Below are 16,437 nucleotides of genomic sequence, written 5' to 3'. Positions count from 1 at the left end.
CCCCACTCCCGCTCACGCAGCTGGAACTTCTGGATCTTCCCGGTGGACGTCTTGGGCAGCTCGGTGACGAACTCCACCGAGTCGGGCGCCTTGTACCGGGCCAGGCTCTCGCGCACGTGCTCGACCAGCTCGGTCCCGGTGGCGGCGTGCCCGTCGCGGAGCACCACGAACGCCTTCGGACGCTCGCCCCACCTGTCGTCGGGCACGGCGACGACGGCGACCTCCAGCACGGCCGGATGCGAGTCGATCGCCCGCTCGACCTCCACCGTCGAGATGTTCTCGCCGCCGGAGATGATGATGTCCTTGGACCGGTCGCGCAGCTCGACGTAGCCGTCCGGGTGGCGGACGCCGAGGTCGCCGGAGTGGAACCAGCCGCCCCGGAAGGCGTGCGCGGTGGCCTCCGCGTCGCGGTGGTAGCCCTTCATGACGTTGTTGCCGCGCATGACGATCTCGCCGAGCGTCTCGCCGTCCGCCGGGACGTCGTCCATGGCGTCGTCGACGACGCGGAGCCCGTCCGTCTGGATCATGCCGACGCCCTGCCTGGCCAGCAGCCGGGCCCGGTCGCCGGCGGCCAGCTCCGGCCAGCCGGGCTGCGGCTCGCACACCGAATAGGGCCCGTAGGTCTCCGTCAGCCCGTACACGTGCACGATGCTCGCCCCGAGCCGCTCCATCTGCCCGATGATCGTGGGGCTCGGCGGCGCGCCCGCCGTGGTGACGGTCAGCGGCCGCTCCAGCGGACGCGCCTGCGCCGCGTTCGCGATCGTCACCAGGACGGTCGGGGCGCCGTTGAGGTGCGTGACCCCCTCGGTGCCGATGAGCCGCCAGATCTCCGGGGCGGCGACCGCGCGCAGGCACACCTGCGTCCCGCCGATCGCGGCGAGCGCCCACGGCGTGCACCAGCCGTTGCAGTGGAACATCGGCAGCGTCCACAGGTACACGCTCTCCGGGGTGTGCCGCGAATGGACGACCTCGCCGAGCGCGTTGAGGTAGGCGCCGCGGTGGGTGTAGACGACGCCCTTGGGCCGTCCCGTGGTGCCGGACGTGTAGTTGATCGAGATGGCGGCGTTCTCGTCCTGGACGTTCCAGGGCAGGGGGTCGTCCGACCCGCGCGCCATCAGGTCGGCGTAGGCGATGCCGCCGACCGCCGAGTCGGGCTCGGCGCCGGCGGCGGGGACGGTGACGACCTGCGGCAGGCCGCCCGCGAGCGGCGCCACGGACGGATGCAGACCCGCGTCGACGACCAGCGCCTTGGCCCCGGAGTGGTCGAGGATGTAGCCGATCTCGTCCGGCGCGAGCCGCGTGTTGATCGCGACGAGGACGGCCCCGGCGAGCGGCACGGCGAAGTGCGCCACGAGCAGTTCGGGGATGTTCGGCGCTAGATAGGCGACCCGGTCCCCGGGCTCGATCCCGGATGCTCTCAGCGCGTTCGCGAGCCGGGTCGTCTCGGCGGCGAACTCGGCGTAGGTGGTGCGGCGGTCCCCGTAGGCGTACGCGGTTTTGCCGGGGAAAACCTCCGCCGACCGGCCGAGGAAGGTGAGAGGGGTGAGCGCCGTGTAGCCCGGGCCGTTGTCCATCGGGAGCCTCCGGTGCCGTCGGTATGGCCTGCGCTCCAAGGATCCCACGCACCCGCCTCCCGGTCCCGGACGCCGGGACGGACCGCGGCCCCCGGTTCCGCCGGGCGCTCTAGCCTGCCGCGTTGCGGGTCAGGATGGAGACCGCGCTGACGGTGGCGTAGCCGCTCCATTCGAATTCGGCGGCGGGCGAGTACGAGGCGAAGTCGACCCGCCATCCGCCGTCGTCGTGCTGCTCGTCGTCGAGGCGCCGCAGCTCGGCGGCCACGACCTCGTCGCTGAACAGCGCTCGGACGGGACTGTCCGGGTAGGGCGCGAAGTCGAGCGGGCGCATCATCTCGTCCTCCAGCCCGCCCTGGACGTGGACGAGGCCGCTCTCCGGGATGTGCCTGCCCAGGAGTTCGATGGCCTCGGTGTCCTGGACGGCGTCGGCCAGCTTCAACGCGAACGCCAGCTCCAAGGCGTGCAGTTCGTCCTTCGCGCGCAGGGCGTCCAGGCAGTAGCGGGTGGCACGGTCGAGCCAGGGGTGGCCGGCGACCGCCTTGTCATGGACGGCAGCGCGCTGCGCCGTCGCCGCCACGATCGCGGTGATCTGAAGCGATGACGCCCGCGGGTCTGCGTTCGCCCAGAAGGGCGCGCTTCCGGCGGGATCTGGGACGTGCAGCCCGAACGGCAGGCCGCCGTCCGGGAGCGTCACCGACTCCAGCCAGTCGCAGAGCGCCGCCGCTTCGGCGGCGGTCTCCGGGCCGAGCTCCTCGAAGACCTCGAACGCGTGCAGCGCGGGGCCCGGCTGGCTCGTCCGGGACCGGAGGTCGGGTTCGAGGCCGTGCCCGTAGCCGCCGTCCGGGTTCCGGTAGGCGTTGAGGGCGGCGAGCAGAGCCTCGCGGTCGCCCTCGCCGGTCAGCACCTCGAAGCGCCGCCGGTCGAGCGTGCGTGCGTGCGTCGCCATGAAGTCGGATGCCTTGGTCAGGTTCATGACTCCAGCGTGGCCGCCGATTCCGTGCCCGTCTTGTTGGTTTCGGTCATCACCAGGTCCGGTCGAACTCCACAGGCCCTCCAGCGGTTGATCGCTCCACCGTAGGGGCCGGAAATGGGAATGCGCCCGGCTGACCGTCCGGCCTAGCCTGGCCGGATGCGCGTGAGTTTCGAACGGACCGGTGAACGCCGTTACGCGACCATCGTCACCCTGCCCGGCCGGCACCCGCGCCGGATGGACCCGGCGCCCGGCTACGACGACCACATACCGCACGACCTCGTCCACTACCTGACGGAGGCGGTGCTGGGGCTGGCGTCCGGCGTCTTCGGGCGCGCCGCGGCGGGCGGCGGCGGCTTCACCGAGACGACCGAGGTTCCGGGCGACCCGAGGCAGCGGGCCCGGGCGCAGCGCCGCCTGAAGAAGCGCGAGTCGTCGTTGAGCAAGGCGGACCGCGGCGACATGGCCAGGTCGGAGTACTTCGCGGGCATGTGCGACCTGGCCTGGCGGCGCCGCGCCGGCGCCCGGGCGCCCGCCTGGGCCGATCACCGGCCGATACCGCCGGAGGACGGGCCCGCGATCGACCGCATCCTCGCTCGCCTGGACGAGCTGGCCCCGCTCTGGCACGACGTCCCCGTCGGCGGCGCCCTCACCTTCACCTGGCCGCGGACGGCCCCCGACGCCGGCTAGCCCGCCCGCAGCGAGAGGCCCAGCGCGCGGAACTGCTCGACAGGACGGTGGTATCCGCGCTCGATGTGGTGCACGCCCCGGAGCGTGGACGGCCCTTCCGCGACCGCCGCCGCCAGGACCGCCGAGAACCCGGCCCGGATGTCGGGCATGGTCACGTCCCCGCCGCGGAGCTTCGTCACCCCGCGCACCACGGCCGAGTGCAGAGCGGCCGTGTCGTGGTACCGGCAGGCGGGGCCGCCCAGGCAGGTGTCGTAGACCTCGATCTCGGCGCCCATGCTCTGCAGCGCGGGCACGTACGCGAGCCGGTTCTCGTACACGGTCTCGTGCAGCACCGACATGCCGTCCGCCTGCGTGAACAGCACCATCAGCGGCGTCTGCCAGTCGGTCGCGAACCCCGGATGCGTGTCGGTCTGCACCGCCGCGGGCGTCAGCCCGTCCGGCGCCGACGCCATGATCCAGTCATCGGTGATCTCGAACTCGGCGCCCATCCTGGCCAGCGTCGTGATGGCGGTGACGAGCCGGTCCTGCGGGCACCCGTGCACCCGCACCTCTCCCCCGGTGACGAGCCCCGCCACCAGGTACGAGAAGGCCTCGATCCGGTCGCCGTCCAGCCGCGTCTGGGCCCCGCTCAGCCGCTCGACGCCCTCCACCACGATCCGCCGGTCGGGGGCGAAGGAGATGCGCGCCCCCATCCGCTGGAGGAACAACGCCAGCTCGATGATCTCCGGCTCGGTCGCCGCGTTCCGGATGACGGTCTTCCCCTCGGCCCGCACGGCCGCCAGCAGCACCGTCTCGGTGGCGCCGACACTCGGATACGGCAGCTCGATGCGCGTCCCCACCAGCCGCGTCGCGCGCGCGCGGATCCCGTCGGCCGCGTGCGACACCTCGGCCCCGAACGCCCGCAGCGCCTCCACATGGAAGTCGACCGGCCGCCGCCCGATCGGGTCGCCCCCGACCAGCGGCACGAACGCCTCCCCGGCCTGGTGCAGCAGCGGCCCCAGCATCAGGATCGGGATGCGGTTCAGCCCGGTGAACGCCTTGCCGACGCTCGGGTCCGACACCGGCCCCGGCACCACGGTCACGTCGCCGCCGGACCGCTCCACGGCCATCCCGACGTGCTCCAGCATGCCCGCGGTGATCCCGACCTCGCCGACGTCCGGCGCGTTGCCGATCGTGCTCGGCCCGTCTCCCAGCATCGCCGCGACCATGTGCTTGCTGACCGCGTTCTTCGCCCCCCGCACGGTGACGTCCCCGCGAAGCGGCCCCGACGGCTCGATCTGCCAAAGCTTCTCAGTCACCCGAGCAGCCTACGGCGTCCACGACGAGCACCTGCCGAAATCACCGCATCCCCGGCATGACCCGCTCTTCACGAGCTGGACACCCTGCTGGCCGGCGTGGGCCGGGCGGCGGTCCGGATCCGTCGCCCGGCGGACGCATCGCGCCGGTCAGTTCTGGGCGGGGTCCCACCATTTCAGATTGGCGGCCGCCTGGGCCGCCGGCTCGATGATCTCCCATATCTCGGCGACCATTCCGTCGTCGACCCGGAGGACGTCGACGACCGTTACCTCCGGCCCGGCATCGGGAAGGCGGCGGCGTGAGTGCACCATGACGTGATCGCCGTCGGCCAGCACATGCTGGACGTCGACCTGCATGCCCGCGAGCGGGCCGAGTGCCGCGCTCACGGCGGCCAGCCATTCCGTTTTGGTCGACGAGGTCGAGTCCGGCCGGTGGTGGACGAAGTCCTCGCTGAGATATGCCCCGAACGCATCGATGTCGCCGCCACCGATCAATTCTGCCAGCGCACGTTGGACGAGGTTCTTGTTCTCTGTGGTCATGGCACGAAGTGTCTCCGCCGGTTGCGGTGGTTGTCGATGAACTCCCATTTCATGGCGTCCGGCCGGGCAGCAGAAGGCAGAGCGGGACGGCCAGGGCGGTGATGGCGGTGGCCCACCAGAAGGCGTCACCGAATCCCGAGGCCAGGGCGGCGGGCGTGTGGGCGCCGGTGGAGGTGCGCTGCAGGATCATGGCGAGGACCGCGGTGCCCGCGGAGCCGCCGACCTGCTGCGCGACGCGGCTGATGATGGACGCGCCGGGGATCTCCTGCCGCTCCAGCCCGACGAAGGCGGCGCCCATCAGGGCGATCGTGGCCACACCCAGTCCGGCGCCGCGCACGAACAGGGTGGCCATCAGCGCGATGTCGCTCGTGGTGGCGGTGACGAAGCCGAACGGCACGGTGGCCGCGCAGGTGCAGGCGAGGGCGGCGACGGCGACCGGACGCGGCCCGAAGCGGTCCATGTACCGGCCGCCGACCGCGCGGGAGGCGAGGGCGCCCACGCCCTGCGGGATGAGCAGCAGCGCGGCGCCGAGGGGGTCCTCGCCGCGCACCTGCTGCCAGTACAGCGGCAGCAGCAGCATGGGCCCGAAGAGGGCGGCACCGGACAGGAAGACCAGCACCGACGACGAGGCGAGGGCGCGGTGGCGGAGCAGCCGGACGTTGACCAGGGCGTCCGGTCCGCGCCGCAGCGCCCAGCCGACGTAGCCGGCGATGAGGACGAGCCCGGCGGCCGAGGGCAGAGCCGCCCTGAGACCGCCGGGTCCGCCGAGTTGCGACAGGCCGTAGACGGCGGCGGCGACGCCCGGCGAGAGCAGCAGCAGGCCGACGACGTCGAGGCGGACGCGGGGACGGGGCCCGTCCGCGGGCAGATGGCGTGCGGCGAGGTAGCCGCCGGCGATGCAGAAGGGCAGGTTGAACAGGAAGATCCAGCGCCAGTCGCCCAGGTGCAGGATGATCCCGCCGAGCACCGGGCCGATGATCGGGCCGAGCGCGGTGGGCACGGTGATCAGGGACATGGTCCGGCCGATGCCGCGGCCCTTGGCCGCCTGCATGATCAGCGTGGTCATCAGCGGCATCATCGTGCCGCCGCCGATGGCCTGGATCACCCGGAACGCGATCAGGCTCGGGGCGTCCCAGGCCACGGCGCACAGCAGCGACCCGGCGCCGAACGCCCCGAGGGCGATGATCCACAGGCGTTTGCCGCCGACGACGGACTGAGCCCAGCCGACCGCCGGGATCGTGGCGCCCAGGGTCAGCAGGTAGGCGGTGCTCACCCACTGGACGGTCCCGAGCGAGGTGTGCAGTTGCCGGGCGAGGTCGTCGATGGCGACGCTCATGATCGTGGAGTCGAAGATGGCGGCGAGCGCGCCGACGATCAAAGTCAGGGTCATCCGCCACAGGGCGGGATCGATGCGGCCGGAGTCGGCGGCGGCCGTTGGCGACTGAGCGGCGCTGGCGCGCATGAACGCTCCTTAGGATAGAGTCGTCTATCTTACGGAGGGCAGAGTAACCCGCTAGCATTAGATAGGCAAATCTATCTAAGGAGGGCGGGATGCCTGAGCGGCGCCGCGGGGCGGCACTGGAGAAGGCGCTACTGGACGCGGCGTGGGAGGAGCTGGCGGAGCGGGGCTACGCCAGGTTCACCATGGACGCCGTCGTCCGGCGCGCGGGCACCAGCCCTCCCGTTCTCTACCGCCGCTGGCCCGACCGCGACCAACTCGTCCGGGCGGCCGTCGTCCACATCATGCGGGAGTCGCTCCTCGGCATCCCCGACACCGGAAGCCTGCGCGGGGACGTCCTCGCCCTCCTGCGGGAGATCAACGCCACCCGGGTCCAGCTCGTCACCGTCATGAGCGCACACCTGGCCGGCTACTACCAGGAGACCGGGACCAGCCCCGATGACCTGACCGACCCGGCCGTGACGGCCCGCAGGGAAGCGGTCGGCGTGCTCTTCGACCGCGCCGTCGACCGCGGCGAGATCAGGCCGGAACGCCTCACCGAGCGCATCAAGTCCCTCCCCTTCGACCTGCTGCGCCACGAACTGCTCACGACCTTCGCGCCCGCGCCCGACCACGTCCTCGAAGAGATCGTCGACACGATCTTCCTCCCCCTGGTGCGCTGACGCCCCCTCCGGCACCGGCGCCGCGACGAGTACCCTCGAAGATCATGGAGACGGTCGGGGCGCTGTTGCGGGAGTGGCGGCACCGCCGGCGGCTCAGCCAGCTCGATCTAGCGATCGCCGCGGACGTCTCGGCCCGCCACGTCAGCCTGGTCGAGACCGGCAGGTCGAACCCGAGCGCCGACATGGTCCTCCGGCTCGCCGATCAGCTCGACGTGCCGCTGCGCGAACGCAACCGGCTGCTGCTCGCCGCCGGATTCGCGCCCCGCTACACCGAGCGGCCCCTCGGAGGCGACGCCCTCTCGGCGGCCCGGGGCGCGGTCACCAGAGTGCTCCGCGCCCATGAGCCCTACCCCGCGCTGGCGTTCGACCGCCACTGGAACATCCTGATGACCAACCGCGCGGTCGACCCGTTCTTGGCGACCGCCGACCCGGGCCTCCTGCGCCCACCGGTCAACCTGGTGCGGCTGGGGCTGGACCCGCGCGGCCTCGCTCCCCTGGTAGTCAACCTGGCCGATGTGCGCGCGCGGTGTTCCGCTCCCGGATCACCCGGCAGTTGGCGACCGCTCCCGACCCGGAACTCACCGCACTCTACGAGGACCTGCTGGCGCCCGGCCCCGAGGACGCGTCGGGCCCGTCGGTCGACTCCGACGTCGTGATCCCGATGATCATCCGTATCGGCGGGCGGGAACTGCGCCTGTTCTCGACCATCACCACGTTCGGCACGCCCATGGACATCACGCTGGACGAGGTCGCGATCGAGTCCTACTACCCGGCTGACGCCGAAAGCGCCGCCTACTTCACCGAGCCCGGCTGAACGCGGTCAGGGGCGGTCGGCCAGGAGGCCCGCCGCGAAGCCGATGAAGGCCACGCCGCTGACCTGCTCCAGGCGGCGCCGGACCGACGGGCGCCGAAGCCGCTCCCCCAGCGCCGCCGCCGCGCCCGACACGATCCAGTACCAGACCGCCAGCTCGACCACGTCGATCGCGGTGAACAGGACCGTCGTGCCGAACACCGGCGCACCGTGCGGCATGAACTGCGGAATCAGGCTCATGTAGAAGACGCCGGCCTTGGGGTTCAGCAGGTTGGTGCCGACCCCGGCCCGGAAGGCGGCGAGCCGTCCCTCGGCGACGACCGGCTCCGGCCGGACGTCCTCGCTCGGCTTCTTCTTCCGGGCGTGCCACAGCGCCGTCGCCCCCAGCCACACGAGGTAGGCGGCGCCGCAGATGCGCACCACGTCGTACGCCACATGCGAGGCGGTCAGCAGCGCGGTGAGCCCGGCCGCCGTGGCGAGCCCCCACAGCACGCACCCGGTCAGGATGCCGAGCGCCGCCGCCATCCCGCAGCGCCGTCCCTGCGCGATCGAGGTCCTGAGCACGAGGAACGTGTCCAGCCCCGGCGCCACGTTAATGATCATCGCGGCGGCGGCGAAGGCGAGCGCGGCAGCAATCATGATCGAATGCTACTGACGCACCTTACGCCGGTCGACCAGGATTCCGGGCCTCGGCCATCCCGGGGCCAGGAACCGCACCCGTCCGGCCGCGACGGTGGACATCGGCCACTTCCCGCCCTAATCTACCGACCGTCTAGACGGTTGGGATTGGGGAGCGGACATTGCGGGATCGGATTCTGGACGCCGTCGAGCAGCTGCTGGTCTCCGGAGGCGCCGACGCGATCCGGCTGGACGCCGTCGCGGCGGAGGCCGGCGTCAGCAAGGGCGGGCTGCTGCACCACTTCAGGTCCAAGCAGGCGCTGCTCGCGGGCGTCCTCGAACGGCTGGTGGAACGGTTCGAGGCCGAACTGCCGCCGGCCGGTTCCGGGCGCGGCGCCTTCACCCGGGCCTGGCTGGACGCCACCATCCCCGAGGACGACATCGCCGCGCAGGCGCCCGCCGACCGGGTGGCGGTCGCCCTGCTCGCCGGGCTGTCCGGCGGGCCCGGCGTGCTCAGCGCGTTCCAGCGGCACTACGAGACCTGGCAGGACAGGCTCGCCGGCGACGGGCTCGATCCGGCCACGGCGCACCTGGTCCGCCTCGCCGTCGACGGCTGGTGGATGGCGCGGCTGCTGAACCTGGCGCCGCCCCGCGGCGGCCTGCACGCCGAGGTGCGGGCCCGGCTGGCCTCGATGATCGAGGAGGACGCCTGATGTCCCGCGTCCTCGGACCGACGAAGGTCGCGATGCTCATCACCGACGTCGGGCTGCTGCTGTACTGGGCGGTGGTGCTCGCCGGCCTGATCCCGCCGGAGCTGGCCTACAAGGACTACTCCGACCAGATCCTGAGCGACTGGAACGCCTCGTTCGTCCCGCTCGATCTGGCCGCGAGCCTCACCGGGCTCGCGACCTTGTCCAGGCCGTCGGCGCGGCGTCCCCTGATGACGGTCTCCCTGACCCTGACCAGCGTCGCGGGCCTGCAGGCGATCGCCTTCTGGGCCCTGCGCGGCGACTTCACGCTGACCTGGTGGCTGCCGAACCTGTTCCTCCTGCTGTTCCCCTTGCCCGCACTGTTCGTCCTCGTCCGCAGAGCCCCGGGCCAGGCGACCGCGGCCTGGTCCGTACCATCGAATGAATGATCACGATGCGGCCACCCGCCGAGGCCGCCGGCGAGCCGGGGGGGTGCCGTGCGATGTGATCCGATGAACATCGACGCAGCGCTCTTCGACGTGTTCGGGACGTTGACCGACTGGCGGACGAGCGTGACCCGCGAGCTGGCCGAGATCGGCGGGCGGGCCGGCCTGCACGCCGATTGGGCGGCCGTCACCGACGCCTGGCGGCGCCGATACCGTCCGACGCTGGGCCGGGTGGTGGCCGGGGAACTCCCTTGGCAGCCTTTGGACGATCTCCACCGCCTCATGCTGGACGAAGCCCTGACCGAGCGCGGGCTCGACGCGCTCACCGAGGCGGACCGGGATCACCTCGTCCGCGCCTGGCATCGCCTGCGCCCGTGGCCGGACGCCCCCGAGGGCCTGGAACGGCTCCACCGCAGCCCCGTCGTCACCGCGACGCTCTCCAACGGCGGAGTGGGACTCCTCACACGCCTCGCCAAGCGGGCCGGCCTGCGCTTCGACTGCATCCTGTCTGCTGAGCTGGCCCGGTCCTACAAGCCCGACCAGCGCGTCTACCGCATGGCCGCAGAACTCCTCGACGTCGAGCCGCATCGCCTCCTCATGGTGGCGTGCCACCCCGACGATCTCGAAGCCGCGGCGACGGCCGGTCTCCGCACCGCCTACGTCCCCCGTCCCGAATGGGGCCCGGACGCGGCGCCCGTCCCGCCGCCCGTCAACGCCGGCCTGGTCGCCGCCGACCTCATCGACCTGGCCCGGATCCTGACCGAGTCCTCGGGTACGGGAAGGTGACGGATTCGGTACGGAGCGTCGCTCATGATCGGTAACGTACCGGGATGAGTGAAGTGATCCCCCGCCATGTGCTGTGCGTGCTGAGTTCCGACCCGGGCCTTGCGGAGATCGAGCGGATCGCCGCCGGCTTCGGCGGCTTCGTCCTCGACCGCGAGTACTCCGAGGCCGAACCCGACCCCCGCATGCCGGGCGCGTTCGAGGCGAGCATGGCCGCGGCCTCGTTCGACGAGGAGGACTGGGCCGCAGTCGAGTCCCACCACACCGTCGCCTACCTGCTGTCGATGCCGATGATGCGGGAGCTCGCGGCCGACACCTCCCGGCGGCTGCTGGCGGCGACCGCGGCGCTCCTGCGGGCCGGCGCCGGCGCGGTGAAGAACGAGAGCAGCGGGATCACGCACGGCCGGGACCGCTGGCTCGCGCTGGCGGACCTGGCGGCCGACGCCAAGGACGAGGAGCTCGCCAGTGCGCTCGTCGCCGCCTGGGTGAAGCGTCCGATCTACGACGGGCACGTCCTGTACAGCTGCGGTATGCACCTCCTCGGCGCGCCCGAGGTGGAGATCGAGGTCGAGGAGGCCCAGCTCACCGACGACGGCCTGCCCGACCTCGTCGCGCAGCTGGACACGCTGGCGACCTACCTGCTGACCGATCCGCGCGCCAGCGAGATCGAGGACGGCGCGGGCTTCCGGATGACCGAGGACGCCCCTCGCCGGCTGCTGCGCACCGGCCCCTGCGACCGCTACGACGAGGACGACTTCTTCTTCAACCCCTACGGCTACGTCCGACTGACCCATTCCGAGTAGCGGCAGTCGAAGGGCCGGCCTTCTCACGGCCGGGCCGTGGCGGGTCAGCAGGTGTCGGGGGCGGGCTTTCCGGCGAAGCGGTCGGTGAGGTAGGCGAGGACGTCGTTGTTGCGGACGAGTGCCTCCAGCGCGTGTTCGCCGACGGCGTCCCGGACGGTCTGGACGGTGGCGCCCTTCGAGCACCAGGTCTTGACCAGGGCGTCCGCCTGGCCGACGGGGACGATCTCGTCGGTATTGGCGTGGTAGTCGAAGACCGGCGCGGCGGGGGCGGACGAACCCATCGTGTTCTTCTTCAGCATCGCGGCGACCGACGGCACCGACAGGGGGTCGGGGACGGTGCTGTAGTCGGCGAGTTTCTTGAAGGGGAACCCGGTTAGGAGGTCGGTCACGCATTTGTTGCGCGAATCCTCCAGCGCTTGGCGGCCCTTGTCGTTGAGGAGCTTCCCGATGCCCGCCTCCGGGAACTCGGTGTCGAGGCTGACCGTGGCGGCGGCCTCGAAGCCGGAGAACAGACCGCCGTCCAGGGAGCGGGCGACGGCGCCGGGGTCCGCGGGCGTCCCGCCCATGGTGACGCCGGCGAGGCCGACGTCCGGCGCGTAAGACGGCTGGAGTTCGGCGGCCCAACCGGTGGCCTGGGCGCCGCCGGAGTACCCGTTCAGCGCCCATCGGCCGACGTCGGAGTTGACGTTCTTCACCGCGCGGATGCCGTCGAGGACGGCGTGCCCCGCCTGCGGCCCGGCCATGAAGACCGACTTGGGGCCCTCGAAGTCGGGCATGGCCACCGTCCAGCCCTTGTCGAGGAGCGGCGCGGCGAACATGACCGACGATGCGGCGACCAGGGAGCCCGATGAGATGCCGTAGGACGGGGCGCACTGCGTGCCGGTGGAGTCCTCGGCGGCCTGCACCGACACGGCGGGACGGGATCCGCCGCCGGTCCACGCCTTCTTCGGGACCAGGAGCGTCGTGACGGTCAGCTCGGCCCGGTCGTGCGAGTCATTGGTGCGGTAGGAGATCTGCCACGCGTCGACCGTGCCGGCCAGGTTCCCGGCCTTCGGGGTGATCTTCCGGGTCGCGACGACCTGACCGGGCCGGTAGGTGCCGATGTCGGCGGGCGCGGCGTAGAACGGGTCCTGGTCGGGCGGCACCGAACCGGGCGGCGGGTCGTCCGCCCATGCGGGGGCGGCCAGCACGGCGGTGGCGGCGAGCGCCAGCAGGGACGGGGCCACGGCGAGTCTCATCGGTCACTCCCAGGGGTGGGCGGCCCCTTGACTGTGACGTGTCAGACCCCGCCTCGATACGTACGGCCCCAACAACTCGCCGTGGCCGGATCACGGTCCGCTGACAACGGCGCCCTGCTCGCGGCGGTCAGCGGAAGGCGACCCGCTCCAGCCAGAAGTCCAGCAGCTCTCCGTCGCCGAAGACCTCCAGCCCGGCGGGCGAGCGCCGCCCGTAGACGAGCAGCAGCAGCTCGGTGAGCGTCCCGCGCACCGCGGCCGCGGCCTTCTCGTGCGCGCGCCGCCACTCGATGACGTCGCCGGTGAGGTCGACGAGCCATTCCGCGGACGTATCGGTCGCGTGCAGGTGGACGGTCCGGCCGGGGCCGAGCAACTCGCGCAGCTCGGGTTTGATGTCGAGCATCATCGGCAGCGAGCCGAGCTCCATCCATTCGTCCAGCGCGTCCACCGCCACGTCGCGGCCGACCGTGAACTCCTGGCCGAGCGCGAGCGTCGCGTCGGCCCGGTGGATGAGCGTCTCGTGCGCGAACCGGCGCGCATAGAAGGACACCGTCCGCCCCGGCACCGGGGTCCACAGCTCGGCCTCCGGCCCCGCCTCGCGAAGCGCACCCGCCAACCGCACGGCCCCCTCAGCGAGCCACGGCGCAAGGACCGCGGCGTCCTCGTCGGCATACGGGGACAGGTCGCGGAAATGGTCGTCGGGCAGCGGCTCGGCCGCCCGCGTCCGGACGGTGTCCGCGGCCCAGCGCTGGCCGCCACCGAGGTGGCGCAGCAACTGGCCGACGTTCCAGCCGGGACAGGACGGCACCGGCACCGTCATGTCGGCGTCCTTGACGGTGGACACCAGCAGCTCGGTCTGGGTGACGATCTCCGCGCAGAGACGGTCGTGATCCATGCGGGCCACGTTAGACCGTCCCGGGGACGTTCTCCGTCCATGAGTCGGCGAGCGCGCACAGGTCGTCGAGCGCGGCCTCGGCCCGTTCCCGGTCGCCGGTGGTGAGGAAGTCGGTCTGCAGGCCGGCGTAGGCGGCGTTGAGGAACGTCGCGTTGACGCGGGCCCGGGCCGGATCGAGGCCGCGGGCGATCAGCGCCCCGGCGACGAACTCGGCGCGCTCCGCCAGGAACGCCGGGACCCGGCCGCCGAGGCGCCCGGCCGCCGCCAGCCCCTCGATCTCCCGGACGAGCCGGGTGTGCCCGATGTTCCCGGGGGCGAGATGCCGGCGCCAGGAGTCGCGGACGATCGCGCCGATGCCCAGGCCGGTGTCGTCCCAGCCCTCGGTCGCATGGAGTTGCTCGTGCTGGACCTCGTCCAGGCGCTTCAGCAGCGCGGCGAGCAGCGCGTCCTTGTCGGCGAAGTGGTGGGTCAGGACCCGGGTGCTCTGCCCGAGCGCCTGCGCGACCGGACGCATCGACAGCCCGGACAGCCCGTGCTCGGCGAGGTGGTCGAGCACCGCGTCGAGGATCTCGGTGCGTCGATGCGGGTCGCGCGGCCTGGCCACTGGCGGTTCTCCCTCGGTCGCCGGAACGTCCACCCTATAAGGAAACAAGTGTTACCTTAACCGCCATGCCCTTCTCCCGACGCCCTGCCGGCGGGCTCTGGCTCGCCGCCCTGGCCCTGACCGCCTTCACCCTCCAGACCGACGACTTCGTGATCGTGGGCGTGCTGCCGTCCATCGCGGACGGCCTCTCGATCGGCGAGGCCGCCGCGGGACAACTAGTCACCGTCTTCTCCGTCGTGTGCGCCGTGTTCGCGCCCGTGGCGGCCGTGGCCCCCGCGTCCCGGCCCCGGCGCCGCCTGCTCACCGGGGGAATGCTGCTGTTCTGCGCCGCCAACCTCGCCGTGCCGCTCGCCACGTCCTACCCGGCACTGCTGGCACTGCGGATCCTGGCCGCGTTCGCCGCGGCCGTCGTCCTGCCGACGGTGTTCGCGGTCACCGCCGCCCTCTCCAGGCCGGGACGGGAGGGCCGCGACCTGGCCACGATCATGGCCGGGCTGACCGGCGCCGTCGTCGCCGGCGTCCCGCTCGGCACGTGGGTCGGCGCGGCCTTCGGCTGGCGGGCGACGTTCGTGACGGGCGGTCTCCTCGGCCTCCTGGCCCTGGCCTTCCTCCGCGCCGCCGTACCGGACGTGGCACCGCCACCCGCCGTCCGGCTGACGGAGCGGCTCCGTCCCCTGGGCCGCCCCGCGGTGCTCCTCGTGCTGCTCGCCGCCGTCGCCGCAGTCCTTGGCAACCTGATGATCCAGACCTACCTGGCGCCGTTCCTCGACGCCGTGGCGGGCGTGACGCCGTCCGGTCTGGGCGGGCTGCTGGTGCTGACCGGCATTGCGGGAGTCCTCGGCGGACGCTTCAGTGGCACCCTCGTCGATCGTTTCGGCGCGGCACGGACGTTCGCGCTGGCGGCCCTCGTCTTCACCGTGGCGATGGCCGGGCTGGCGCTGTCGTGGTCCTTTCGTCCCGCGCATCTGGCGCTCGTCGTCCCGCTGCTGCTGATGTGGTCGGCGGCGGCCTGGTCCGTCCCGCCCCCGGTTCAGACCCGCGTTCTGGCGCTGACCGGTCCGGACACCGGTCCGCAGGCGTTGGCGCTCAGCAGCAGCGCGGTCTACATCGGCGCCTCGCTCGGCGCGGGTCTCGGCGGCTGGCTGTTGGGCACGCTCGGCTCCGGATCCCTCCCGATCGCCGCTGGGCGTTCACCCTGCTGGCCCTAGCGCTGTTCGGCCTGGCCACGCGCACGGCATCAGACCCCGTCCCGGAGGGCGGACACCGCGAGGCGACGGACCGGGAAGCGAATGTCTGACCGGGCGGGGCGGCCGCGCCGGTGCAAAATGTGTGGGTTGGCACCGGCGCGGCCATGATCCCGACCACTATCGGGCGGTCCAATTCTGCCGTACCGGACGTTGCATAAGCGTTGCGCCCCACCCGAAGACGATCCCGCAGCCTCCAGACAGGCCCCGACTTCGTCCCCAACGGGCGAGCAGACCAAGGATCTTGCGGCGCCGGTGCGGTCTGGACCGCGAGTACGGACGTGCCGCGCGCGGTGCGAGTCAGGGGCCAGCGGGCGTGCGGACGTCCACCAAGCCAAAGCGCCGTTGGGTCAGGTCTGCCTCGACCTGTCGCCAGCGATCAGGTGGACTCCGGAACGAATTCAGGTTCGGACCGCCGCGACCACGGCCGTATCCTGTGATTCATGATCAACCCCGCGCCCGAATGGGAACAGCGAATGGCCGACCTTTGGGCCGCGTTCGATGACCACGAGCCCCAAGCCTTCCTCACCAATGTCGAAGGTTTGACCAGTGAGCTCACGCCCGGTGACGCTGTCGCCGAGTACGAACTGGCGTCTGCGCACGACTCGATCGGTAACGAGGCGTCGGCCGCCGACCACTACGGCCGGGCGTTCGAGGCGGGACTCTCCGGATCACGCCGCAGGCAGGCCACGATCCAGTACGCCAGTACGCTCCGCAACCTCGGCCGGGCCGAGGAAAGTGTCACCATCCTGACCAAGGAACGGGACGCCGGCTCCGACGAGCTCGACGATGCGGTAACCGCATTTTTGGCTCTCGCGCTTACTGACGTCGGACGCGAGCGCGAGGCGGCCGGGCTGGCCCTTGGCGCGTTGTCACGCCATCTGCCTCGGTACAACCGTTCGCTCTCAAACTATGCGAAGACACTTCTGGAGAAATAAACCCCGACAAATGAGAATGGCCCCGCCGGTATCGGCGGGGCCATCCTGCAATATGAGTCCGGCGGTGTCCTACTCTCCCACACGGTCTCCCATGCAGTACCATCGGCGCTGAAGGGCTTAACTTCCGGGTTCGGGATGGGACCGGGTGTTTCCCCTTCGCCAAAACCACCGAACGACCAAC

19 protein-coding genes and 1 rRNA gene are annotated in these 16,437 nt (G+C 71.8%); 10 read left to right on the top strand and 10 right to left on the bottom strand.

What is annotated here, in order from left to right; all coding sequences use genetic code 11:
- Together E1293_RS32870 and E1293_RS32865 are read right to left on the bottom strand one after the other, a co-directional pair.
- The coding region (locus tag E1293_RS32870) for an acyl--CoA ligase family protein (protein ID WP_132201557.1) at positions 1–1,574 on the bottom strand (1,574 nt) is incomplete at its 3' end.
- 109 nt (positions 1,575–1,683) lie between these two features.
- Positions 1,684–2,547, bottom strand: a complete 864-nt coding sequence (locus E1293_RS32865; RefSeq protein WP_132201555.1) for a hypothetical protein — start codon at positions 2,545–2,547, stop codon at positions 1,684–1,686.
- Between the two features lie 156 nt (positions 2,548–2,703).
- On the opposite strand from E1293_RS32865, the gene E1293_RS32860 reads away from it, so the two are divergent.
- Entirely contained in the window at positions 2,704–3,234 is a 531-nt protein-coding gene (locus tag E1293_RS32860) for a hypothetical protein (RefSeq protein WP_132201553.1), read from the top strand.
- On the opposite strand, the gene murA is transcribed toward E1293_RS32860, so the two are convergent.
- From murA to E1293_RS32845, 3 genes are all read right to left on the bottom strand, one after another.
- Entirely contained in the window at positions 3,231–4,532 is a 1,302-nt protein-coding gene (gene murA, locus E1293_RS32855) for a UDP-N-acetylglucosamine 1-carboxyvinyltransferase (protein WP_132201551.1), read from the bottom strand. The two genes, E1293_RS32860 and murA, sit on opposite strands and share 4 nt — an antisense overlap.
- A gap of 147 nt (positions 4,533–4,679) precedes the next feature.
- Positions 4,680–5,069, bottom strand: coding sequence for a nuclear transport factor 2 family protein (locus E1293_RS32850; RefSeq protein WP_132201549.1), 390 nt, complete (start codon positions 5,067–5,069; stop codon positions 4,680–4,682).
- A gap of 49 nt (positions 5,070–5,118) precedes the next feature.
- The gene (locus E1293_RS32845; RefSeq protein WP_165978503.1) at positions 5,119–6,531 is read right to left on the bottom strand and encodes an MDR family MFS transporter; all 1,413 of its coding nucleotides are present in this window, start codon (positions 6,529–6,531) and stop codon (positions 5,119–5,121) included.
- 89 nt (positions 6,532–6,620) lie between these two features.
- Here E1293_RS32845 and E1293_RS32840 point away from each other — a divergent pair, with 89 nt between their 5' ends.
- The 3 genes from E1293_RS32840 to E1293_RS50545 are packed head-to-tail and all read left to right on the top strand — an operon-like array spanning position 6,621 to position 8,004.
- Positions 6,621–7,190 (top strand): TetR/AcrR family transcriptional regulator, encoded by a 570-nt coding sequence (locus E1293_RS32840; RefSeq protein ID WP_132201547.1) that lies wholly within the window; start codon positions 6,621–6,623, stop codon positions 7,188–7,190.
- Positions 7,191–7,234: 44 nt separating this feature from the next.
- Entirely contained in the window at positions 7,235–7,846 is a 612-nt protein-coding gene (locus E1293_RS32835) for a helix-turn-helix domain-containing protein (RefSeq protein ID WP_341770225.1), read from the top strand.
- A gap of 5 nt (positions 7,847–7,851) precedes the next feature.
- Positions 7,852–8,004: a hypothetical protein gene (locus E1293_RS50545; protein WP_341770224.1), complete on the top strand. Its 153-nt coding sequence runs from the start codon at positions 7,852–7,854 to the stop codon at positions 8,002–8,004.
- Positions 8,005–8,010: 6 nt separating this feature from the next.
- Here the strand turns inward: E1293_RS50545 and E1293_RS32830 are convergent, their stop codons facing one another.
- Positions 8,011–8,640 carry a LysE family translocator gene (locus tag E1293_RS32830; RefSeq protein WP_132201545.1) on the bottom strand — a complete coding sequence of 210 codons (630 nt, stop codon included), beginning with the start codon at positions 8,638–8,640 and terminating at the stop codon, positions 8,011–8,013.
- A 161-nt stretch (positions 8,641–8,801) separates the two neighbouring features.
- Between E1293_RS32830 and E1293_RS32825 the strand changes: the two genes are divergently transcribed.
- The 4 genes from E1293_RS32825 to E1293_RS32810 all read left to right on the top strand — a co-directional run bounded on the left by E1293_RS32825 (position 8,802) and on the right by E1293_RS32810 (position 11,340).
- Positions 8,802–9,332 (top strand): TetR/AcrR family transcriptional regulator, encoded by a 531-nt coding sequence (locus tag E1293_RS32825; protein ID WP_132201543.1) that lies wholly within the window; start codon positions 8,802–8,804, stop codon positions 9,330–9,332.
- The gene (locus E1293_RS32820) at positions 9,332–9,757 is read left to right on the top strand and encodes a DUF5360 family protein (RefSeq protein WP_132201541.1); all 426 of its coding nucleotides are present in this window, start codon (positions 9,332–9,334) and stop codon (positions 9,755–9,757) included. Before E1293_RS32825 ends, E1293_RS32820 begins: the two co-directional genes overlap by 1 nt.
- A 63-nt stretch (positions 9,758–9,820) precedes the next feature.
- Complete coding sequence (locus E1293_RS32815) at positions 9,821–10,540, top strand: haloacid dehalogenase type II (RefSeq protein WP_132201539.1); 720 nt, start codon at positions 9,821–9,823, stop codon at positions 10,538–10,540.
- A gap of 44 nt (positions 10,541–10,584) precedes the next feature.
- Positions 10,585–11,340 carry a hypothetical protein gene (locus E1293_RS32810; RefSeq protein ID WP_132201537.1) on the top strand — a complete coding sequence of 252 codons (756 nt, stop codon included), beginning with the start codon at positions 10,585–10,587 and terminating at the stop codon, positions 11,338–11,340.
- 44 nt (positions 11,341–11,384) lie between these two features.
- Here E1293_RS32810 and E1293_RS32805 read toward each other — a convergent pair whose 3' ends face one another.
- The 3 genes from E1293_RS32805 to E1293_RS32795 all read right to left on the bottom strand — a co-directional run bounded on the left by E1293_RS32805 (position 11,385) and on the right by E1293_RS32795 (position 14,074).
- Positions 11,385–12,578, bottom strand: a complete 1,194-nt coding sequence (locus E1293_RS32805) for a lipase family protein (protein WP_132201535.1) — start codon at positions 12,576–12,578, stop codon at positions 11,385–11,387.
- Between the two features lie 127 nt (positions 12,579–12,705).
- Positions 12,706–13,470, bottom strand: coding sequence for a maleylpyruvate isomerase family mycothiol-dependent enzyme (locus tag E1293_RS32800; protein ID WP_165978502.1), 765 nt, complete (start codon positions 13,468–13,470; stop codon positions 12,706–12,708).
- A 10-nt stretch (positions 13,471–13,480) separates the two neighbouring features.
- On the bottom strand, positions 13,481–14,074 hold the full coding sequence (locus E1293_RS32795) for a TetR/AcrR family transcriptional regulator (RefSeq protein ID WP_132201531.1): 594 nt from the start codon (positions 14,072–14,074) through the stop codon (positions 13,481–13,483).
- 65 nt (positions 14,075–14,139) lie between these two features.
- On the opposite strand from E1293_RS32795, the gene E1293_RS32790 reads away from it, so the two are divergent.
- A complete protein-coding gene (locus E1293_RS32790) occupies positions 14,140–15,282 on the top strand; it encodes an MFS transporter (protein ID WP_207939223.1) in 1,143 nt (380 codons plus the stop codon).
- Positions 15,283–15,761: 479 nt separating this feature from the next.
- On the top strand, positions 15,762–16,256 hold the full coding sequence (locus tag E1293_RS32785; protein WP_132201529.1) for a tetratricopeptide repeat protein: 495 nt from the start codon (positions 15,762–15,764) through the stop codon (positions 16,254–16,256).
- 56 nt (positions 16,257–16,312) lie between these two features.
- On the opposite strand, the gene rrf is transcribed toward E1293_RS32785, so the two are convergent.
- Positions 16,313–16,429: ribosomal RNA gene (rrf, locus tag E1293_RS32780) — 5S ribosomal RNA — on the bottom strand.
- Between the last annotated feature and the right edge of the window lie 8 nt (positions 16,430–16,437).

This window comes from Actinomadura darangshiensis, assembly GCF_004349235.1.
GTDB lineage: Bacteria > Actinomycetota > Actinomycetes > Streptosporangiales > Streptosporangiaceae > Spirillospora > Spirillospora darangshiensis.
The sequence above is the reverse complement of the archived record's forward strand: the minus strand, read 5'-3'. Positions and strand labels throughout refer to the sequence as shown.